Annotated in this window: 16 protein-coding genes; 4 read left to right on the forward strand and 12 right to left on the reverse strand. The window is 70.5% G+C overall.

Annotated features, from left to right (window positions below; translation table 11 throughout):
• Positions 1-22: 22 nt before the first annotated feature.
• Positions 23-1,435 carry an LVIVD repeat-containing protein gene (locus ACO229_RS21190; protein ID WP_397429334.1) on the reverse strand — a complete coding sequence of 471 codons (1,413 nt, stop codon included), beginning with the start codon at positions 1,433-1,435 and terminating at the stop codon, positions 23-25.
• 252 nt (positions 1,436-1,687) lie between these two features.
• Between ACO229_RS21190 and ACO229_RS21195 the strand changes: the two genes are divergently transcribed.
• The gene (locus tag ACO229_RS21195; protein ID WP_397412694.1) at positions 1,688-2,395 is read left to right on the forward strand and encodes a DUF305 domain-containing protein; all 708 of its coding nucleotides are present in this window, start codon (positions 1,688-1,690) and stop codon (positions 2,393-2,395) included.
• Positions 2,396-2,531: 136 nt separating this feature from the next.
• Here the strand turns inward: ACO229_RS21195 and ACO229_RS21200 are convergent, their stop codons facing one another.
• The 5 genes from ACO229_RS21200 to ACO229_RS21220 all read right to left on the reverse strand — a co-directional run bounded on the left by ACO229_RS21200 (position 2,532) and on the right by ACO229_RS21220 (position 9,302).
• A complete protein-coding gene (locus ACO229_RS21200) occupies positions 2,532-4,583 on the reverse strand; it encodes a hypothetical protein (RefSeq protein WP_423462708.1) in 2,052 nt (683 codons plus the stop codon).
• 202 nt (positions 4,584-4,785) lie between these two features.
• The gene (locus tag ACO229_RS21205) at positions 4,786-5,979 is read right to left on the reverse strand and encodes an ROK family protein (protein ID WP_423462709.1); all 1,194 of its coding nucleotides are present in this window, start codon (positions 5,977-5,979) and stop codon (positions 4,786-4,788) included.
• A gap of 52 nt (positions 5,980-6,031) precedes the next feature.
• The gene (locus ACO229_RS21210; protein ID WP_397412434.1) at positions 6,032-6,943 is read right to left on the reverse strand and encodes a carbohydrate ABC transporter permease; all 912 of its coding nucleotides are present in this window, start codon (positions 6,941-6,943) and stop codon (positions 6,032-6,034) included.
• A complete protein-coding gene (locus ACO229_RS21215) occupies positions 6,943-7,836 on the reverse strand; it encodes a carbohydrate ABC transporter permease (RefSeq protein WP_397429331.1) in 894 nt (297 codons plus the stop codon). The genes ACO229_RS21210 and ACO229_RS21215 overlap by 1 nt, the downstream gene beginning before the upstream one ends.
• Before the next feature lie 59 nt (positions 7,837-7,895).
• Positions 7,896-9,302 carry an ABC transporter substrate-binding protein gene (locus tag ACO229_RS21220; RefSeq protein ID WP_397412430.1) on the reverse strand — a complete coding sequence of 469 codons (1,407 nt, stop codon included), beginning with the start codon at positions 9,300-9,302 and terminating at the stop codon, positions 7,896-7,898.
• Between the two features lie 60 nt (positions 9,303-9,362).
• Between ACO229_RS21220 and ACO229_RS21225 the strand changes: the two genes are divergently transcribed.
• A complete protein-coding gene (locus ACO229_RS21225) occupies positions 9,363-10,922 on the forward strand; it encodes an MGH1-like glycoside hydrolase domain-containing protein (RefSeq protein WP_423462710.1) in 1,560 nt (519 codons plus the stop codon).
• A 165-nt stretch (positions 10,923-11,087) separates the two neighbouring features.
• On the opposite strand, the gene rplI is transcribed toward ACO229_RS21225, so the two are convergent.
• From rplI to ACO229_RS21255, 6 genes are all read right to left on the reverse strand, one after another.
• The gene (gene rplI, locus ACO229_RS21230; protein WP_397412426.1) at positions 11,088-11,537 is read right to left on the reverse strand and encodes a 50S ribosomal protein L9; all 450 of its coding nucleotides are present in this window, start codon (positions 11,535-11,537) and stop codon (positions 11,088-11,090) included.
• Positions 11,538-11,554: 17 nt separating this feature from the next.
• A complete protein-coding gene (gene rpsR, locus ACO229_RS21235; RefSeq protein WP_020013532.1) occupies positions 11,555-11,791 on the reverse strand; it encodes a 30S ribosomal protein S18 in 237 nt (78 codons plus the stop codon).
• Between the two features lie 78 nt (positions 11,792-11,869).
• The gene (locus ACO229_RS21240) at positions 11,870-12,409 is read right to left on the reverse strand and encodes a single-stranded DNA-binding protein (protein WP_397412424.1); all 540 of its coding nucleotides are present in this window, start codon (positions 12,407-12,409) and stop codon (positions 11,870-11,872) included.
• Positions 12,410-12,519: 110 nt separating this feature from the next.
• A complete protein-coding gene (gene rpsF, locus ACO229_RS21245; protein ID WP_182485702.1) occupies positions 12,520-12,810 on the reverse strand; it encodes a 30S ribosomal protein S6 in 291 nt (96 codons plus the stop codon).
• Between the two features lie 202 nt (positions 12,811-13,012).
• Positions 13,013-15,592, reverse strand: a complete 2,580-nt coding sequence (locus tag ACO229_RS21250) for a transglycosylase domain-containing protein (protein ID WP_423462711.1) — start codon at positions 15,590-15,592, stop codon at positions 13,013-13,015.
• Between the two features lie 198 nt (positions 15,593-15,790).
• Complete coding sequence (locus ACO229_RS21255; RefSeq protein ID WP_423462712.1) at positions 15,791-18,382, reverse strand: transglycosylase domain-containing protein; 2,592 nt, start codon at positions 18,380-18,382, stop codon at positions 15,791-15,793.
• A gap of 362 nt (positions 18,383-18,744) precedes the next feature.
• Here ACO229_RS21255 and ACO229_RS21260 point away from each other — a divergent pair, with 362 nt between their 5' ends.
• On the forward strand, positions 18,745-19,389 hold the full coding sequence (locus ACO229_RS21260) for a PadR family transcriptional regulator (protein WP_397412418.1): 645 nt from the start codon (positions 18,745-18,747) through the stop codon (positions 19,387-19,389).
• The gene (locus ACO229_RS21265; RefSeq protein ID WP_423462713.1) at positions 19,386-20,477 is read left to right on the forward strand and encodes an inositol-3-phosphate synthase; all 1,092 of its coding nucleotides are present in this window, start codon (positions 19,386-19,388) and stop codon (positions 20,475-20,477) included. Before ACO229_RS21260 ends, ACO229_RS21265 begins: the two co-directional genes overlap by 4 nt.
• The last annotated feature ends 26 nt before the right edge of the window (positions 20,478-20,503 follow it).

Here is a 20,503-nt window from a genome sequence, read left to right on the forward strand (position 1 = left end):
GCACCCCGGGCTGCTGGCCGTGTCAGCGGCCGAACGACTCCTGCATCTGCGGGTTGAGGCTGTTCAGCCGCACCCGCTCGGCCGGACCGTCGATCGAGTCGTCGATGTCGAACGTGTCGAACCCGATGCCGAGGTCGTTCGAGTAGGCGTACCCGTTGTAGTAGTACGTCGACCAGGTACCGCCGCTGCTCACGCCCTCGCCGCGGTCGAACCAGGCGACCTCACGCGGGTTGGAGGAGTCCGTGAAGTCGAACACCGAGACGCCGCCCTGGTACCAGGACTGGACCATGAGGTCCTTGCCCTTGACCGGGATCAGCGAGCCGTTGTGCGCCACGCAGTTCTCGTCGGCCGTGTTGATGCGCGGGATCTTGTAGTACGAGGCGAACTCGAGCGTCTTCTTGCCGTGACGCCCACGCTCGATGTCGTAGATGCCGTTGGCGCCCAGCTCCGGCGCGAACTCACCGGTGCAGGTCGCGAGACCGCCGCCGCCGAGCTCGTCGGTGAAGACCACCTTGGTGGCGTCGTTGTTGAAGGTGGCCGAGTGCCAGAACGCGAAGTTCTCCGTGTCGCGCACCTGGCTGATCACGCGCGGACGCTCACGGTTCGAGATGTCCATGAGGATGCCGTCACCCATGCACGCACCGGCGGCCAGGTCGTACTTGGCGTAGGTGGTGATGTCGTGGCAGCCGCTCGTCGTGGAGGCGCTGCGGCTCGGGTCACCCTCGTAGCCACCGTCCGGGAACAGGACCGGCGTGGAGACCAGCTTGGCCGCCGTCGGCTTCTGCACCGGGATCTTCACGATCGAGATGAAGTCGTGCGGCGGCTGGCAGTCCGGGAAGGTCGCGTTCGGCGAGTACGACGAGACGTACGCGTACAGGTTGCGGCCGTCCTTGGAGGGGGCCAGCGAGTGGGTGTGCGAGCCGCACTCGGTCTCGATCGACTTCACGTAGCGCGGGGACAGCGGGTTGGAGATGTCCCAGATCTTGATGCCCTCCCACGCACTCTTCTCGGTCGCGGGGAGCGACGTCGAGGCGCACGAGTCGTCGCTGCGCGACGAGTCGGTGGAGAGCACCAGGATGTTCTTGTAGACCGAGACGTCGTTCTGCGAGCCCGGGCAGTAGACCTGGACGACCTGCTCCGGGTTCTCCTTGTCCGTCAGGTCGTAGACCGTGAAGCCGTCGTAGTTGCCGGCGTACGCGTACTTGCCCTGGAAGGCGATGTCCGAACCGGTCCCCTGCAGCGCGCCGTTCTTGGGCTGGTTGCTGAGGTGGGTCATGTTGTAGGACGCGGTCTCGCCCGGCGGGACGTCCGGCTCCGCGACGGACGCCGAGGCCACGGGCCCCGCGAGCGCCACCGCCGCGGCGGCGAAGATCGCGGTCAGGGCGACGCCTGCGGCGCCCCGCGCACGAGGTCGGGTAAAGGTTGGACGACGCACGGGCGTCACACCTCCTAGGTCGGTTGAGGGCAGTGTTCCTCACAGGGACCTCCCAGGACCAGGAGTTTCGTGATCTTTAACATGGTGGTGACAAACCGTCACCGAGTGGTGCGGAAGGGGCGCGGGCCGGGTGGTATCCGGCGTCATGGGGGCTTGGTAGATTCCGGCGCAAGCATGGTCCGCGACCCCGGGCAGGGGTGTCGATGACCGGCCGATGACACAGGCTTGCCGCACGAGAGGACCACCGTGGAGATGCTGACAGGTGCCGGACGACGATCGCGCGCCCGCTCGGTCGCGATCGGCCTGGCGGTCCTCGCGCCCGCCCTCGTGCTGTCCGCCTGCGGCCCGGACGAGGAACCGGAGGCCGTCTCGACCCCGAGCTCCGTGGTGGTGCAGCCGGGCAAGCCGGGAGAGCCCGCGAAGACCGTCGCGCCCGAGGACTACGAGGGGGCACCCGCCCAGGCACCCTTCTCGAAGGCCGACGCCCAGTTCCTGACCGACATGATCTGGCACCACGGCCAGGCGATCGACATGTCCGTGCTGGCGCCGGAGCGCGCCGAGTCGGAGCAGCTGAAGACCTTCGCGAGCCGCATCGACGTGGTGCAGGGCAGCGAGATCGACCTCATGGCCGGCTGGCTGGAGGAGAACGACTATCCCGTGCCCGTGACCGCCGAGCCTGGGGACGGCTCCGGCCCGCGCGCCCCGGAGCACGGGCACGACGCCGCCATGCCCGGGATGCTGACCGAGGCCGAGATGGCAGCTCTTGAGGGGGCGTCGGGCGAGGAGTTCGACCGCCTGTACCTCGAAGGCATGATCAAGCACCACGAGGGCGCCCTCGCCATGTGCAAGGAGGTCGCGGCCTCGGGCAGCGAGGAGCGGGTGCTGGAGCTGGCCAACAACATCGCCGCCGACCAGATGGCGGAGATCGACCGGCTGGACCAGATGCTCGCCGAGCTGTGAGGCGGCACTCGACGAGGCTGAGCGGCGAAGCCGAGTCAGCCGGTTGGTAGAGCCAACCGGCTGACTCGGTGCCCTGCGCGTCCGGGCAGGCACCCGGTCGGATCAGCCCCCGAGACGGCCCGCCGTCGGCGCCCGGTCAGGCCCGACGGCGGCCCAGCAGGATCAGGCCCGCGACGGCCGCCAGCACACCGAGCGCCGCCGCGAGGATCACGCCGATGCCGATGGCCCCCGCCGGGGCGGCGTCCACGTCGGTGCGGAGCTTCCCGGTGCCGGCCGACAGCTGCATCGTCCCGTCCGCCACCGTGGTGGTCCCGGAGGCGAGCTGCGCGGAGCCGTCCGCGAGCCGCTGGGTGCCGTCGGCCAGGTCCGTGGCACCCGTGGCCAGCGTCTGGGTGCCGTCGTCGAGCGCGCTGGTTCCGTCGACCAGCGTGCGGGTGCCCTTGCGGGCGTCCCTCAGCCCGTCGCGCAAGGTCACCGAACCGTCGGCCAGGCGCTGGGACTTCTCGACCTTGGGGACGACGCGGTCGCGGACCTCGATGATGCCGTCGACGAGACGGCCGGAGCCGTCGACAAGCTGCCCTGATCCGTCGTGGAGCTGCTGCACACCGGACACGAGACCAGGCGTCTTGCCGGCGAGGCTGGTGTTGCCGTCGGCGACCTTCGTGGCGCCGGCGAGCAGCGCAGGCAGGCGGCCCTTCAGGAGACCGGTCCCGGCCGCCAGCTCCGCACTACCCGATGCGGTCCGTGCCGAGCCCGCAACGAGCTTGGTGCTGCCCTGGTACGCGCTCCCGACGCCGGCCACGTACCGCTCGATGCCGGGTGCCAGGTGGCCGAGCCCGGCCTGCAGGTCGGCACTTCCGGACCTGAGCTGCTCGGTTCCCGCGGTGAGGCCGGGCACCTTGACCGCCAGGGTGTCGATGCCGCCGGTCAGCGCCTGTGCGCCACCCGAGACGTCCGTGGCGCCTGCCGCCACCTCGGCCGAACCGGCGGCGACCCGCGCGGCACCCACCGAGAGCTGCTCCAGCCTTTCGCTGAGCTGAGCCGCACCTCCCTGCGCCTGAGTGGCTCCGCCGACGACCTGTCCCGCGCCCGTCTCGAGACCTCCCGCGACGCCCGCCAGGGCCTGGAGCTTCTCCTTGAGCGCCGGGTCCTCGGTGGCCTCGGCCAGAGCAGCGAGCTGCTGCTTCAGCGCAGCGTTTCCGCCCTGTACCTGCCTGGCACCGTCGACGAGGCCACCGAGCTTTGTCGCCAGCTCCGCGGCACCGGCCTGAGCCGCGCCCGCGCCGGTTGCCACCGGAGCAGCGCCGTCAGCGACGCTCTTCGCACCCGCAGCCACCTTCTGGGCTCCGGCGGCGAGCACCGGAGCCTGCGCGTCGAGCTGCTGCACCCCGGCCGCGAGCTGGTCGGCGCCGTCGTCCAGCGAGACAGCACCCGCGGCCAGCCTCGCGGCACCGGACCGGACGTCGCTGGTACCACCCAGGATGAGGCCGTTGTTCGCAGCGAGCCGTGACAGTCCGCCGTTGAGCTCCTGGGTCCCGGCGTGGACCTGTGCGGAACCGTCGGCAAGCCGCTTCGCGCCGTCGTCCAGCGGGGTTGCGCGCTCGCTGAGCAGCGACACGCCGCCCTGCACCTGGTGTGCACCGTCCGCCAGCCGCGCGGCACCGTCCGCCAGGTCGGGCGCCGCCGTGCTCAGCGTGCCGAGCCCCGAGTCCAGCCTCCCCAGCCCGTCCTCCAGCTTCGTCGACCCCGCCGTCAGCAGCAGCGACGCGTCCGCCAGATCAGCCACGTCCGACGCCGTCTCCGCCGTCCCGTCCGCGATCTTCTTGGACCCGTCGTGCAGCTTGATCACGCCCTCGCGCAGCCGTGCCGCCCCGGAGTCGAGCTGCCCCGCCCCGTCCGCGAGCGCCTCGACGCCGGGCACCACCTCGTTCTGCACGCCGTCGTTGAGCTCCGTCGCCCCGGCGCTGAGGTCGCCGACGCCGGAGACCAGGTCGGCCTGCACGCCGTCGTTCAGCCGGCCGGCACCGTCGGAGAGCCGGACGGCGCCGTCGGCCACGCTGCTCTGGAACAGGAGCAGGAAGGCGGTGGCCACGATCGCTCCGACGAGCAGCATCGCGACGCCGACCGCCGTGAGGATGGTGGGTCCGGGTCCTGATCGTGGTCTCGGGGATGCGTGCAACTGCGTCATCGGTTCACCTCTCGCTCCGCGGGCGTCGTCACCCGCGAAAGTTGTCCGACCGGCGTCCGCCGGGCCCGCCGCCGTTGGCGGGCACGAAGCCCGACATCGCGGGCGTCTGGGCCGAAGGTACCCGCGGCGGGACCACGCGAAACGCTTCTACTGATTACAACTCAGTAAAGTGCGCGAAGTTCACCCGCCGGACGGGACGCGGTCAGCCCAGCCGGGCGTCCACCGCCTCGGCCGAGAACCGCTCGTCGACGGCGACCCGCGCCAGCCCGACGAGCACGGCGTCCGGGCCCAGCACCGCCGGCCGGATGCGCAGCCGCGCCGTGGCCCGGGGCTGGGCACCCGCGTAGACGCCGGCGCGGATCCCCGCCATCACCGTCGGCACCGCGAGCTCACCGGCCACCACCAGGTCGGCCGGGTTGAGCACCCCCACCAGCACGGCCAGCACCCGGCCGATCAGGGCCGCAGCCCGGTCCAGCTCCGCCGTCACCAGCGGGTCGCCTCGCTCGGCGAGCGCGCGCAGCCCGGCGAGCGAGCCGACGTCGGCCCCCGCCTCCGCGAGCCGCCGCAGCAGCGCCGCGCCCCCCGCCTCCGCCGCGAGGCACCCGCGGCGGCCGCACCGGCAGACGGCGTCACCACCCACGTCGACGTGGCCGATGTCGCCCGCCCCGCCGTCGGTCCCCCGGTAGATGCGGCCGTCGACGACAAGCCCTGCCCCGAGAAATCCCGATGCCTTGACCAGCACGAACGGCTGCGGAGGGCCCTCGTGCCGGGCGGCCAGCTCGGTGTACTCGCCGTAGGCCGTCGCGTCGGCGTCGTTCTCCAGGTGCACGGGCACGTCGAACCGGGCACGTACCGTCTCCACCACCGGCCACGCCCCCCAGCCGGGCATGACGGGCGGGTCGGAGAGCCGGTGGTCGTGCGGGTCGACCGGGCCCGGCACCGACAGCGCCACCCCGCCGACGGCGGCCGGCTTGATCCCCGCGTCAGCCAGGAGGGCGTCGAACGCGTCGAGCAGCCGTGGCAGCACGGTCTCCGGACCGTCCGCGAGACGCACGTCCAGGGACGCGCGCGCCACCAGGGCCCCGTGCGGGTCGACGACGGCGAGCGCCGCCGTGTCGGTGGCTCGCGAGCCGCCGGGCGCCGGGACGGGCTCGGCCAGCTCCAGCGCCGCCACGAGCACCAGCGAGTCCTCCGGGTCGAACACGAACCGCTCGGCCCGCCGCCCGCCGGTGGCCCCGGCGTCGCCCGCCGCGCGGATGATGCCCGCCGCGAGGAGCGCGTCCATCCGCTGCGCCACGGTGACACGGGACAGCCCGGTCACGTCGAGCACCTGCGTCCGCGTGGTCGCGCGCCCGGTCCGGATGAGCTGCAGGATCTCGCCCGCGCCTGCTGCCACGTTCTTCCTCGGTTCTTTCTTCTCTGCCTGCGTCGGCACGGTCCGTCGGCGCTCAGCCCTTGTCGGCCCCGGCGGTCAGCCCCTCGGTGAGGGCGCGCTCGGCTATCCCGTACAGAATCACGATCGGCACCGTGAGGAGCACGCTGCCCGCCATGAGGACGGTCTTGGACACCTCCTGCCCGTCGGCGAGCCGGGTCAGCCCGAGCGACACCGTCCACAGGTCCTGCTTCGCCGAGAGGAACAGGAGCGCGAACAGGAACTCGTTCCACGCGATCATGAACGAGTAGAGCGCCGTCGACATGATGGTGGGCATCGCGAGCGGCACCGTGATGCGGGTCAGGATCTGGAGGCGGGAGGCGCCGTCGATCACCGCCGCCTCGTCGATGGACTCCGGGATGCCGGACAGGTAGTTGCGCAGCATGTGCACCGAGACGGGCACCGTGAGCGCGACGTACGCGATCACCAGACCCACGAGCGACGACCCGAGCCCCAGCACCTGGAACCCGACGAACACCGGCACCGCGATGATGATCGTCGGGAACAGGTACACGGCCAGGAACAGCCACGACACCTGCCTGCGCCCCGCGAACCGCAGCCGCGTCAGCGCGTACGACGCCGGCACCACCAGGACCACGGTCAGCGCCGACGCCGCGACCGCGACGACCGCCGAGTTGCGCATGAACCGCGCGAACCCGTAGCCGCCCTCCTGCTCCGGGGCCAGGACCTCCCGGTACGTCTCGGTGGTGATGCGGTCCAGGGCGGGCAGCACGCGCAAGGGATCGCGCAGCAGGTCGTCGATCCGCACGAAGCTGAGGCTGAGCATGTAGAGGAACGGCAGCACCGTGGCCAGCACGAGCGCCACGATCACCACCACGCGCAGCACCCGCAGCACCCGGGTCTGCACGACGACGGCGCTCGGCCCGCGCCGGGTCGTCGCACGGCGGCCGGTCGTCTCCGTGGTCATCACGACTCCCTCCGCCGGGCCGTCAGCCGCAGGTAGACCGCCAGGGCGACGCCCAGGAACACGGCCATCACCGCGGCTGTCGCGCTCGCGCCGCCGATGTCGCTGGACCCGGTGAGCTGCTCGAACACCCGCACCGACGCCACCTGCGTGCCCGCGGCGCCGCCGGTGAGCAGATAGACGTCGTCGAACTCGTTGAACGCCATGACCATGCGGAACAGCACGAGCAGGCCCACCGTCGGCAGGAGCTGGGGCAGCACCACGAACCAGAACTTCTGCAGCGGGGTGGCGCCGTCGACCACCGCGGCCTCCTCGATCTCACGGCTGAGGCCCGTCAGGGCCGCGCCGAGGAACATGAACGCGAACGGGAAGTACCGCCAGATGTCGTAGACGATCACGGTCAGGAGCGCCGTGGGTGCGGACGAGAGGAAGTTGACGGGGTGCTCCCACCCGAGCACCTGGGTGCCGAACGCGTTGACCACGCCGTACTGCGGGTTCAGCGCCACCTGCCACACGAACGTGGTGGCCACGACGGGCGCCACGTACGGCAGCAGCATGACGGCACGCACGGGCGCACGGAACCGGAACCGGTCCCGCAGCGCGAGGGCCGCCACCAGGCCCACCGCGATCGAGCCGACGGTGGTCGCCACCGAGTACTCGACGGTGGTGAGCAGTGACCGCCAGAACGCGGGCGCGGTGAGCACGGCGGCGTAGTTGTCGAGCGTGAGCTCGTTGAACAGGCCGTTGCGTGCCACGTCGACGTACCGCGCGTCCTGGAACGACAGCACCACCGTCCACACGATCGGCACCACGATGATCGCGGCCACGACGAGCGTCACGGGCACGACCAGCGCTATCCCGTCACGGTTCTCGTATCCCCGGAGCCTGGACCCCACACCACACCTCCCTCCCTGTTCCCGGGCGCGACCGGCACGGCCGCGCCCGGGACGAACGGCTACTCGCGCCCGGCGATCTCCGACACCGCGTCCTGCATCGTCGCCTGCGCCCCGGCGGCGTCGGTGCTGCCGGAACCCAGGTCGGCGGCGGCCTTGGCGAGCGGCAGCTCGCTCGTGAGCGGGCCGAGGATGGCACCCTGCCCCTGCGGGAGCGCCCAGCGGTTCGCGGACTCGGGTGCCGCGGCGAGGGTGTCGGTCACCTCGGCGGGCCAGACGTCGGAGAACGTCGCCTTCTCGTCGATGCCGATCTGCAGGTCGGTCCAGGCGTCGGTGTACTCGGTGGGCGCCTCAGCCGTCCCCGTGCGGACCGGCACCTTGCCCTCGGGCGCCATCGACAGCCAGTCCACGTACGCGTCGGACATCATGTACTCGACGAAGTCGGTCACCTCGGGGTCCGCGCCGTCGGTGATGCCCCAGGACACGAGCTCGACGTACCCGGCGGCGTCCCCGCCCGCGGACGGCCCCTCGACCACGGGCACCACGCCGGTGTTCTCGGCGAGCCAGGCCGGGTCGTCGGCGCACTCGTCGCACGACGGCGTGAACTCCTCCCGCAGCCCGGCCAGCTCGTCGAGCAGGAACGAGGACCACACGGTCATCGCCGCCTGCCCCGCGAAGTAGGAGGCACGCGTCGACTCGACACCCTCGGTGCCGTCGGGCGAGAAGTCGGCGGCCAGGTCGCCGTAGAGCTCGATCGTCTCCGTGCACTGGGGGCTGTCCAGCGTGGCCTCGCCCGCGTCGTCGACCAGCTCGCAGCCGTTGCCCTGGGCCAGGAACTCCAGGGTCTGCTGGGTGAACGGGTCGGCCGCGTCCGTGGACAGCGTGATGCCGTAGCGCCCGTCGGCCGTGAGCTCCTCGGCGGCGGTGCGCAGGTCGTCGTACGTGGCGGGGGGCGCCAGGCCCGCCTCCTCGAAGAGGTCGGTGCGGTAGTAGACCATCATCGGCCAGGCGTCCGACGGCACGGCGAGCAGCTCGTCGCCGTCACTGCTCAGGTCGAGCGCCACCGGGGAGAACGTGTCCTCGCCGAGCGCCTCGACCACCTCGGTGGCGGCGTCGCGGTCGAGGTAGCCGTCCCGGTCGAAGGACCGCACCAGGCCGGGGCTGATCGCGTTCACGACGTCCGGCATGTCGTCGCCCGAGAGCGCCGCGGCAGACAGGAGCTGGGAGACCTGGTCCTCCTCGACCGGTACCAGCTCGGTCTCGAGGCCCGAGTCCTCGGCCCACGCGTCCATCGCCGCCTGCTGGATGGCCAGCCGCTCGGGCTGGGTCTCGACCGTCCAGACGGTGATGGTGCCGTCGGACTCGGGTCCGCCGCTGCCGCAGGCGGTGAGCGTCAGGGCCGCGGCGGTCACCGCTGACGCCGCGATCGTCAGGCGGGCGGCGGGCGCCCAGCCGTGCCGGAGCCTCATGGCTTCTCCTCGTCGTCGAGTGAGTGGATCGGGCACTTATGTCTAGCCTATTGTCGAAAGATGCACAAGGACTTACGGGAAGACGCCGCCGACGCCGCCGCCCGTGTGCTCGACACCAACTGGACCGGCAGCTACACGGTGCCCGCGACCGGCCTGTACCCGCACCAGTGGAGCTGGGACTCGGCGTTCGTCGCGATCGGGAACCGGCACCGTGAGCCCTCCCGTGCCCGGAGAGAGCTGGTCACGCTCCTGGAGGCCCAGTGGACCGACGGGCGGGTACCGCAGATCGTGTACGACGTGGGGCGCGACGACGACTACGCGCCGGGCGCGGAGTTCTGGCAGTCGGGGCCGCACTCGGGGCCGGCCACCTCCGGGCTGGTGCAGCCGCCCGTACACGCCTGGGCCGCGTGGCTGGTGCACTGCGCGGACCCTGTCGGCTCCGCGCAGGAAGGGTTTCTCGCGCGGGTGTACCCCCGGCTGACCCGCTGGCACGCGTACCTGCACGGGCGGCGCTCGGGCCGGGTCGACCTACCGGTGGCGAAGCATCCGTGGGAGACCGGCACGGACAACTCGCCGCTGTGGGACACCGCCCTCGAACGGGTTCCGCCCGAGGCCCGGACGCCCATCCGGCGCCCCGACCTGCAGCACGCCGGCGCGGGTGAGCGCCCCGGCAGCCGCGACTACCGGCGCTACTACCGGCTCGCCGAGAACTACCGGGACGCAGGCTGCGCCGACGACGTGCCGATCGGCTTCGCCATGGTGTGCCCGCTGTTCAGCACGCTGCTGGCGGTCTCGGAGATCGCTCTGGGGCGCATCGTGGCGGCGCTGGCCGACGAAGGGAACGGGCCTGGCGTGAGCGGGGCTCGTGGCGGGGCAGGCCAGGCTCGTGGCGGTGCGGGCGGGTTGCGTGGCAGTGCGGGCGGGTTGCGTGGCAGTGCGGGCGGGTTGCGTAGCGGTGCGGGCGGGGATCGCGACGGCTGGCCGGCGGCGCCCACGGACGAACCGAGCCCGCCCACGGGCGAGCCGGGGCCGCTCGACGACGTCCTCGCCCCGTCGGCCGCAGAACTCGAGCACCGGAGGACCGCCGACCGGGTGATCGCCGCGATGGACGAGCACCTGTGGGACGAGGACCTCGGGCTCTACGTGGCGCTCGACCTCACGGCGGGGGAACGCGTCCGCCGTGCGACGGTGAACGGTCTGGTCCCGCTGCTCCTGTCCGGTCTGGACAGTTCCGCGGCGTACGACGCGAGGAGGACCGACCGGCTGCTCGCGACCCTGACCGGTCCGGGATTCCTGGGCGGCGGTCCGTTCCTGCCCAGCACGTCGCGGGCCGATCGCGCGTTCGACCCGGCGCTGTACTGGCGCGGGCCGTCGTGGTTCAACATGTCCTGGCTGCTGCTGCGCGCCGTCCGGGCACTGGGCCGTGACGACCTGGACGCGCGCCTGCGGGAGCACTTCACCACCGCGCCACAGGGCTTTCCCGAGTACACGGACCCGGACACGGGAGCCGGACGCGGCACCCGCCAGTTCTCCTGGACCGCAGCCCTCACGCTGGACACCCACCTCTCGACGGAGGCTGAGCTGCTTCCACATGCTTCTACCCAGTCATTACGCCCATGAACCAGGCCGATTGTGGGCGTAATCGCTGGGTAGAAGGCAACCTTCGGCCGGATCACTGTCCGACGGCGGCCCGACCGCCGTCGGAGGCAGCCGACCGCCGTCAGACAGAGCGAGGCCCCGGTCCCCACGCGGGGAACCGGGGCCTGCTCACCGTCGAGCAGTCGCTCAGCCGGCGACGACCTTCACGCCGATCTTCGCCGACACCTCGGGGTGCAGGCGGATCGCCACGGTGTAGTCACCGGTCGTCTTGATGGACTGACCGATCTCGATCTTGCGCTTGTCGACCGACGGGCCGCCGGCCTCGGCGACCGCACCGGCGATGTCCGCCGTCGTCACCGCACCGAACAGGCGGCCACCGGGGCCGGCGTTCGCCGTGACGGTCACGGGCTTCGCGGACAGCGAGTCGGCCAGGGCCTTCGCCTCGTCGAGCGAGGCGATCTCGCGGCTCTTGCGAGCCTTGCGGATCGCGTTGATGTCGGACTCGGCGCCCTTGGTCCACGGGGTCGCCAGCGAACGCGGGATGAGGAAGTTACGGGCGTACCCGTCCTTCACCTCGACCACGTCGCCGGGCTCGCCCAGGCCGGTCACCTCGTGGGTCAGGATCAGCTTTGCCATGGTTCTCGATCCCTTCCTCAGCGAGCCGTCGACGTGTACGGCAGCAGGGCCATCTCGCGGGCGTTCTTCACGGCCTTCGCGATCTGGCGCTGCTCCTGCACGGAGACGCCGGTGACGCGACGGGCACGGATCTTTCCGCGGTCGGAGATGAACTTGCGCAGCAGCGCCGTGTCCTTGTAGTCGATGTTGGCGATCTTCGCGGACTTCAGCGGGTTGATCTTCTTCTTGGGCTTGCGCACCACAGGCTTCGCCATGGTGTTGCTCCTTCGTCAGGTGCTGCCCGTCGGCCTGGCGGGCCGCACGAGCAAAAGTGTGAACTTGGGGGGTGCCGATCAGAACGGCGGGTCGTCCGAGAACGAACCACCGGACGACGCCGGGCCTGCCGTGGCCCACGGGTCGTCGTTGCTCTGACCGCCACCGGAAGAACTGAAGCCTCCGCCGCCCTGCTGGCCGCCGCCGCTGAAGCCACCACCGCCGCCGCCACCGAAGCCGCCGCCACCACCGGACCGCTGGGCCCGGGTGACCTTGGCCGTGGCGTAGCGCAGGGACGGACCGATCTCGTCCACCTGCAGCTCGACGACGGTGCGCTTCTCGCCCTCACGGGTCTCGTAGGAGCGCTGGACCAGGCGACCCTGCACGATGACGCGCGTGCCCTTGGTCAGCGACTCCGCGACGTTCTCCGCGGCCTCGCGCCAGATCGAGCAGCGCATGAACAGGGTCTCCCCGTCCTTCCACTCGTTGCTCTGGCGGTCGAAGGTCCGCGGGGTCGATGCCACCGTGAAGTTGGCGACCGCAGCACCTGAAGGGGTGAAGCGCAGCTCCGGGTCCCCGGTGAGGTTCCCGATCACTGTGATGACAGTTTCACCAGCCATGCCAATTCCTCGATTCAGTCGACGTTCCGTACGCGGTATCCGGGTTCGCGGTGAATGCAACCACGAGACACTGACACTCGCGCGGGCGCAGAGAGCTCAGTTCGGACGACTCACTTGTCGCCGGTGCGCAGGATCTTGGTCCGGAGCACGACCTCGTTGAGGCCGAGCTGGCGGTCCAGCTCCTTGGCGGTGTCCGACGTCGCGGTGAAGTCGACCACGGCGTAGATGCCCTCGGACTTCTTGGCGATGTCGAAGGCGAGACGGCGGCGCCCCCAGATGTCCACCTTGTCGACGGAGCCACCCTCGGTCGTGATGACCGACAGGTACTTGTCGAGCGACGGGGCCACGGTGCGCTCCTCGACCTCCGGGTCCAGGATCACCATCAGCTCGTACTGACGCATGTGTATACCCACCTCCTCTGGTCTCAGCGGTCACGGTCGTTCCGTGACAGGAGGGTTCACAGCAAGGGCCAAGCCTACCTGCCCTGCGCGAATCGGCGGAATCGAGCGGGCGAGAGACCCCTCACAACGTTCGGAGCAGCGCCGAGGGGCCGTCTCCGGTGTGGAGACGACCCCTCGGTCACGTGCTCACGGACGGCGCGGGCTAGCCGCCGGTGCCACCGCCACCACCACCGCCGCCTCCGCCTCCGCCGTTGCCGCCCGTCGGTTCGCCGCTCGGGAAGGTGATCTCCCCGGGCCCGGACGACACGATGACCCGGACCTGGCTCCCCGCGGGCACCTCGCTGCCCTCACCGGGTTCGACCTGCATGACGATGCCCTCGGCGTAGTCGCTGGACTCCTGGTACTCCACGACCGGCTGGAGTCCCGCGCTCTGGAGCTGGCCGCGGGCGTTGCCCTCGTCACCACCCACGAGGCCGCCGGGCACCTGCACCGTCTGCTCTCCCGGCCCGGTCGACACCACGACCCTGATCTCCGTGCCGCGGCGCACCTCCTGGCCCTCGTGCTGCACGGAGAGCACCGTGCCCTGCGGCGCCTCGTTCTCGACCTCGTCGATGACCGGGCTCAGCCCGGCGCCGGCAAGCTGGGACAGGGCGTAGGCGATCTGCTGCCCCACCAGGCCCCCCGGCACCATCACCTTCTCGTCCGGCGTCTCCGACGGCGTCGGGCTGGTCGACGGCGACGGCGAGAAGGACGGCTCCGGCGGGGCCGGCGGCTCGTACTCCGGGAACTGCTCGACCGGCATGCCCTCCGTGACCTTCTGCATGTAGTGGGTCCAGGCCGTGACCGGCCAGGTACCACCGGTCAGGCTGTAGTTGGCCCACTCGCCGAAGGGGGTGATCGTCTCCTCGCCACCACCCTCGGCGGTCTGGTAGAGGCCCACCACCGTGGTGAGCTGCGGGATGTACCCGGCGAACCAGGCTGCCTTGTTGTCGTTCGTGGACCCCGTCTTGCCGGCGACCGGTCGCGGCGTGCCGTCCGGGGCGAGCAGCTCCTGCGCCGGCGCGCCCGATCCCTCGGTGACCACGTGCTGCAGCGCGTACGTCGCCTTCGTCATCACGTCGGGCGGGATGACACCGGTCTGCGGCAGCCTGTCCCACTCGTAGACGAGCTTCTCGCCGTTCTTCACCGACGTGACCATGTGCGGGATGGTGCGCGTGCCCTGGGCTGCGAACGTCGCGTAGGCACCGGCCAGGTCGACGGGGCGCACGGTCGACGTGCCGAGCACGTTGGACAGCTCGGCGTTGGTCGACTCCTTCGGGATGCCCGCCCGGATGGCGACGTCCTGAGCCTTCTCGGGGCCGATCTCCACGTTGAGCTGGGCGTAGACCGTGTTCACGGAGTGCGCCGTGGCCTTGACCAGGTCGATGTCGCCGAACGACTCGCCACCCTCCTCGGTACCGAAGTTGGTGAGCTCCACCTCCTCCTCGACACCCGTCTCCTGGTTGAGCACGCTCCAGCCCGGGATCTGCATCGGACTGTTCCCGGTGTAGTACTCGTTGAGCTCGTGCCCCTCCTCGAGCGCCCCGATGAGCGTGAACGGCTTGAACGTCGAGCCACCCTGCGCCTTGCCGTCGGTCGCGGAGTTGAACTGGACCTTCGAGTAGTCCTTGCCGCCGTACAGCGCACGGATCGCGCCGTCCTTCGGGTCGACGGACACGATGGAGACGCCGAGCCGCTTGGACGCCGCACCCTCACCCTTGTACGGGATGGTGTTCGCCGTCTCGACCGCCGCCTGCTGCCACTTCGGGTTGATCGTCGTCTGGATCTCGTAACCGTTGGTCATGAGGTCCTCCTCCGCGATCCCCTCCTTGGCGAGCTCCTTGCGGACCTCCTCCAGCAGGTACCCGGCCTGACCCGCACGCGACGCCTGCTTGTACTCGATCGGCTCGGGGAACTTCGCGGACGCGCGCTCCTCCTCGGTGATGGTGCCCATCTCCGCCATGTTGCGCAGCACGCGCGCCCACTTCTCCTCGGCGACGGCGCGCGACTCCTCACCGAAGCGAGGGTCCCAGTAGGAGGGCGACGGGATGATGCCCACGAGCATCGCCGTCTCGGAGACGGTCAGCTCGGCCGCGGGCTTGTTGAAGTACGCCTTGGCGGCGGCCTCGAACCCGTAGGCTCCGCGGCCCAGGTAGATGCTGTTGACGTAACCCTCGAGGATCTCGTCCTTCGACTTCTGCTGGTCCACCTTGAGCGCGAGGATGATCTCGCGGAACTTGTCCGCGTACGACGTCTGCCCCGGCTCGAAGTAGGTGTTCTCCACGTACTGCTGCGTCAGGGTGGACGCGCCCTGCCGGGTACCACCGGTCACGTTGCTGACGAACGCGCGCACGATGCCCAGGGGGTCGACACCCATGTGGTTGCGGAAGTTCTGGTCCTCGGACGCCAGCACGGCCTCCGGGACGTAGTCGGGCAGCTCGTCGAGCGACCGGATCGTGCGGTCGACCGCCGCGAACTTGCCCATGACCTGGCCGTTCGCGTAGTAGACGGTGGTCGACTCCGACCCGATGTCCCCACGCTCCGCCGGGACCGACCAGCCGATCCACCCGGCGGTGAAGACACCGACCGCGAGCGACGTCCCGGTCAGCAGCGTGCCGACGACGACGCGCCACGACGGGATCCACGCGCGGATCCCCGTGCGGTCCGGCCGGGGGTAGTTCCACACGGCCTTCCGACGCCGGGTCGTGTGCGGCCAGATCGGAGAAGGGCTCCTGTTCGCCACGTCTTCCTCGTTCCTCGAAATCCGTTCAGTGAGGGCACTGAACCGTCGAAACGATAGAGGATCGATGTCCGCGGCAAGTAGCACAAACGCGGTTTCTCTGTGTACGCCCCGTGTTCGTGACCGGGGCCACGACGGGTTCTACCAGCGCAGATGGTGACATTCACCCGCTACCGGCAGAACCCGTCGAAGCCGCGCGACCTATCCGAAGATGCCGCCACCGTCGTCGGACGGGTCGGGCGACGGGTCGCCGCCGCCACCCTCCTCAGGGCCGGTGGACACGACGAGCGTCACCTCGCTGCCGACCGGCACCTCCGTCCCTTCGCCCGGGTCCACGGAGATCACCCGGCCCTCGGCCACGGTGTCCGACGGCGCCTCCTGGACCACCGGCGTCAGCTCCGCGTCCTGGAGCGCCGCCTCGGCGTCGCCCTGGTCCTGGTTGGTCAGGCCCCAGGGCACCGTCGTCGTCTCCTCTTCCTCCTCCTCGGCGGCGGAGCCGTTCGAGACCTCGACCCGGACCGTCGAGTTCACCTCGACCTCCGTGCCCTCGCCCGGGTCGAGCGAGAGCACCGTGCCCACGGGCTCCTCGCTGTCGACACTGATCTGTTGCGGGACCAGCTGGACACCGGCGAGGGCCGACGCCGCGGCGACGTACTGCTGGCCGATCAACCCCTCGGGCACCAGGACGGTGAACACCTCCGCCGACTCGGACGGGCTGCTCGACGGCGACGGCGTGGGCGAGGGGGTGGGCGACGGCGGGGCGGGCGGCTCGTACTCGGGGAACTCCTCGACGTCCATGCCCTCGGTCGCCTTGGCCATGTAGTCCGCCCAGGCGGTGACGGGCCAGCTGCCGCCGGTGATGCCGGTCAGGCCCATCTCCTTCCACTCCCCGAACGGCGTGATCTGCATGTACTGGCCGGACTCGAGGTCGTACTGGTACATGCCGACGACCGTCGCGAGCTGCGGTACGTACCCCGCGAACCACGCCGAGCGGTTGCTGTTCGACGTACCGGTCTTCCCGGCCACCGGGCGCTCCGTGTAGCCGTCCGGGCCCACCAGGTGCGAGGCAGGTTCGCCGGAGCCGTCCTCGACCACGCCCTCGAGCGCGTACGTCGTGGCGGCCATGACCTCGGGCTCGAACGCCTTCGTCGCCTCGGTGCTGCCCTGGAAGAGCAGCTTGTCGCCGTCGGTCACCTCCTGCACCAGGTGCGGGGTCGTGCGGATGCCCTGCGCCGCGAAGGTCGAGTAGGCGTGCGCGATGTCGATGTTGTGCACGCTCGCCGTGCCGAGCACGTTGGCCAGGTTGGACCCGACGATCTCGTTGCCCTTCGCGTCGGTCTCCGGGATGCCCGCGCGCGTGGCGACATCCTTCGTGGCGTCGGGGCCCACCTCCTTGTTGAGGTGCACGTAGGCCGTGTTCACGGAGTTGGCGGTGGCGTCGAGCAGGGTGACGTTCGGGTAGCTCTCGCCGTACGGCGGGGTGCCGAAGTTGGTCAGGGTCGCCTGCTCCTCCTCCTGCGTCTCGTCGTTCCAGTTGGTGTAGCCCTCGATCTCCTGGGGCGACGTGCCGTCCCACCGGCTGTACAGCGAGACGTTCTGCTCCAGCGCGGCCACCAGCGTGAACGGCTTGAACGTCGAACCCGCCTGGGCGATGTCCTGGGTGGCCGCGTTGGTCTGGTACTTGGCGTAGTCAGGGCCGCCGTAGAGCGCCTTGATCGCGCCCGTGGCCGGGTCGATCGAGGTGAGCGACGCGCGAATGCGCGGGTCCGCGTCCTCGGGGAGCTTCATCGACTCCGCGGCCGCGGCCTGCATCTTCGAGTCGAGGGTGGTCTTGATCGTGTAGCCGCCCTTGGTGAGCTGGTCCTCGGAGATCCCCTCCCGGGCGAGCTCCTTGGCCACCTCCTGGAGCAGGTACGCGCTCTGCGCGTTACCGCTGCCCTGGGTGTACTTCTTCAGCTTCGGGAACTGGACGCCGGCCCGGTCCTGCGCCGAGATCGCCCCCTGCTCCACCATGAAGTCGAGCGTGCGGTTCCACCGCGCCTCGGCCTGGGCCCGCGCGTCCTCGCCCTGACGCGGGTCCCAGTACGTGGGGTTCGGGATGATCCCGGCGATGAAGGCCGACTCGGAGATGGTCATCTCCTTCGCGGAGTGCCCGAAGTAGGCCTGCGAGGCCGCCTCGATGCCGTACGCACCACGCCCGAGGTAGATGGTGTTGAGGTAGCCCTCCAGCACCTCTTCCTTGGACTGCTCCTGCGTCACCTTGAGCGCGAGGATCGCCTCGCGGAACTTGTCCGCGTAGGTCGCCTCGCCGACGCCGATGTAGTAGTTCTCGACGTACTGCTGGGTCAGCGTGGAGGCGCCCTGCTGGTCACCGCCGGTGACGTTGTTCAGCGCCGCCCGGACGATGCCCAGGGGGTTGATGCCCATGTGGGTCATGAACGACTGGTCCTCGGACGCGATGATCGCGGCCGGGACGTGGGCCGGCACGTCGGCCAGCGCCACGATCGTGCGGTTCTCGGCCGCGAACTTGCCCAGCGGCTTGCCGTCGGCGTACAGGACGGTCGTGGTCTCCGAGTGCACGCTGCCCAGCTCGTCCGGCACGTCCATGTCGAACCAGGCCGAGATGACCACACCGGCCACGAGCGACGTGCCCGTCAGGATCGACCCGACCACGAACCGCCACGAGGGGATCCACGCGCGGATGCCGGTGCGGTACGGACGGGGATAGTTCCAGATTCCCTGCCTGCGTCGGGGCGTGTGCGGCCAGATCGGAGGGGGACTCCAGTTCGACACGTCAGCCTCTTCCTCGGTTCGGACTTGGGCCTGCCGCCACGGTTGACGCACTAGCCACGGCAAACCACCCGAAACCATAGGGGATCGGGCTGATAGCTCTGTCACACCAGCGGCGCACGGACCGCACCCTAGGACATTTCACCCAGGGTCAGCCCAGACCGTCTGCCCCTGCTTCACACTTTGTCCACGTTCTCGCCGCCACGACGGCGGCTCACCCGCCGCATCCGGGCCGACGACGGCGTCACCTCCGGGGTGTTGCGCCGCCGGAACGGGCATGTTTATGCTCTCGATGTATCGACTCGATACATCGATCGACACCGAGCCGTCCGCGTCCCCGCGGCGGAGCCCGGGAGGAGGCCACCGTGCGCAGCCGGTCCGACGTGCTGGAGACCGCGGTCCTCGGTCTGCTCAACGAGTCCCCCTTGCACGGGTACGAGCTCCGCAAGCGCCTCAACCTGGTGCTCGGCTCGTTCCGCGCCTTCTCCTACGGCACGCTCTACCCGGCCCTGAAGGGGCTCGTCACCCGCGGCCTGATCGCGACGACCGAGAGCGAGCCGCCGCCGTCCGCCCGCAAGGCGAAGGCCGGGATACCGGGCCGGACCGCGAAGCCCAAGCCCCTCGGACGGCGCCGCGTCGTCTACGAGCTGACCGCCGAGGGCAAGGAGCACCTCCAGACCGTCCTGGCCACCGCCGGCCCGGCCGCCTGGGAGGACGACAACTTCGACGTGCGGTTCGCGCTCTTCGGGCAGACCGACGCCGAGACGCGCCTCCGCGTCCTGGAAGGCCGGCGCACCCGGCTGACCGAGCGGCTGGAGGCCATCCGCGAGTCCACGGCGCACCCGCGCTCGCGGCTCGACGAATATGCGCTGGAGCTGCGGCGCTTCGGGCTCGAGAAGGTCGAGCGCGAGGTGCACTGGCTCGACGGCCTCATCTCCACCGAGCGGGGCCGCGCCGTGGCGCAGCACCGCTCGCCCCAGCAGGAACAACCGAAGAAGGAGCGAGGATGACCTCCATCCGCGTGGGCATCGTCGGCGTAGGCAACTGCGCCTCGTCCCTGGTCCAGGGCGTGCACTACTACCGTGACGCCGACCCGGCGGGCACCGTGCCGGGCCTCATGCACGTGCAGTTCGGCGACTACCACGTGTCGGACCTCGAGTTCGTCGCGGCGTTCGACGTGGACGCGAAGAAGGTCGGGTTCGATCTGGCCGAGGCCATCAACGCGTCCGAGAACAACACCATCAAGATCGCGGACGTCCCGCCGACCGGCGTGACGGTCCAGCGTGGCCCGACCCTCGACGGCCTGGGCGACTACTACCGCGCGACCATCGACGAGTCCACCAAGGACGCCGTCGACGTCGTGGCCGCGCTGCGCGAGGCCCGGGTCGACGTGCTCGTCTGCTACCTGCCGGTGGGCTCCGAGGAGGCCGCCAAGTTCTACGCGCAGTGCGCCATCGACGCGGGCGTCGCCTTCGTCAACGCCCTGCCCGTGTTCATCGCGTCCGACCCCGAGTGGGCCGCGAAGTTCGAGGAGGCCGGCGTGCCGATCGTCGGCGACGACATCAAGTCGCAGGTCGGTGCCACCATCACGCACCGCGTGCTGGCCAAGCTGTTCGAGGAGCGCGGCGTCGTGCTCGACCGGACGTACCAGCTCAACGTGGGCGGCAACATGGACTTCAAGAACATGCTGCAGCGCGACCGGCTGGAGTCCAAGAAGCTCTCCAAGACGCAGGCGGTGACGTCCAACCTGACCGGCCCCCTGGCCGGCAAGAAGGAGGACCGCAACGTCCACATCGGCCCGTCGGACTACGTGGCCTGGCTGGACGACCGCAAGTGGGCGTACGTGCGGCTGGAGGGTCGCGCGTTCGGCGAGGTGCCGCTGAACCTGGAGTACAAGCTCGAGGTGTGGGACTCGCCCAACTCGGCGGGCATCATCATCGACGCCGTGCGCGCGGCGAAGATCGCGAAGGACCGCGGCGTCGGCGGGCCCATCCTGTCGGCCGCGACGTACTTCATGAAGTCGCCGCCGGTGCAGATGGAGGACACGGCCGGGCGCGCCCGGCTGGAGGCCTTCATCCGCGGCGAGGTCGAGCGCTGACCGGCACCCCTGCCTGACGCGTCAGG

It is taken from the genome of Promicromonospora sp. MS192 (genome assembly GCF_049532985.1).
Taxonomy (GTDB): Bacteria; Actinomycetota; Actinomycetes; order Actinomycetales; family Cellulomonadaceae; genus Promicromonospora.

Excerpts from the sequence above, each read along its gene's own strand:
- ACO229_RS21210 (WP_397412434.1), bottom strand. The coding sequence starts at position 6,943 with ATGACCACGGAGACGACCGGCCGCCGTGCGACGACCCGGCGCGGGCCG.
- rpsR (WP_020013532.1), bottom strand. The coding sequence starts at position 11,791 with ATGGCGAAGCCTGTGGTGCGCAAGCCCAAGAAGAAGATCAACCCGCTG.
- ACO229_RS21200 (WP_423462708.1), bottom strand. The coding sequence starts at position 4,583 with ATGACGCAGTTGCACGCATCCCCGAGACCACGATCAGGACCCGGACCC.
- ACO229_RS21195 (WP_397412694.1), top strand. The coding sequence starts at position 1,688 with ATGCTGACAGGTGCCGGACGACGATCGCGCGCCCGCTCGGTCGCGATC.
- rplI (WP_397412426.1), bottom strand. The coding sequence starts at position 11,537 with ATGGCAAAGCTGATCCTGACCCACGAGGTGACCGGCCTGGGCGAGCCC.
- ACO229_RS21265 (WP_423462713.1), top strand. The coding sequence starts at position 19,386 with ATGACCTCCATCCGCGTGGGCATCGTCGGCGTAGGCAACTGCGCCTCG.
- ACO229_RS21240 (WP_397412424.1), bottom strand. The coding sequence starts at position 12,409 with ATGGCTGGTGAAACTGTCATCACAGTGATCGGGAACCTCACCGGGGAC.
- ACO229_RS21220 (WP_397412430.1), bottom strand. The coding sequence starts at position 9,302 with ATGAGGCTCCGGCACGGCTGGGCGCCCGCCGCCCGCCTGACGATCGCG.
- ACO229_RS21225 (WP_423462710.1), top strand. The coding sequence starts at position 9,363 with ATGCACAAGGACTTACGGGAAGACGCCGCCGACGCCGCCGCCCGTGTG.
- rpsF (WP_182485702.1), bottom strand. The coding sequence starts at position 12,810 with ATGCGTCAGTACGAGCTGATGGTGATCCTGGACCCGGAGGTCGAGGAG.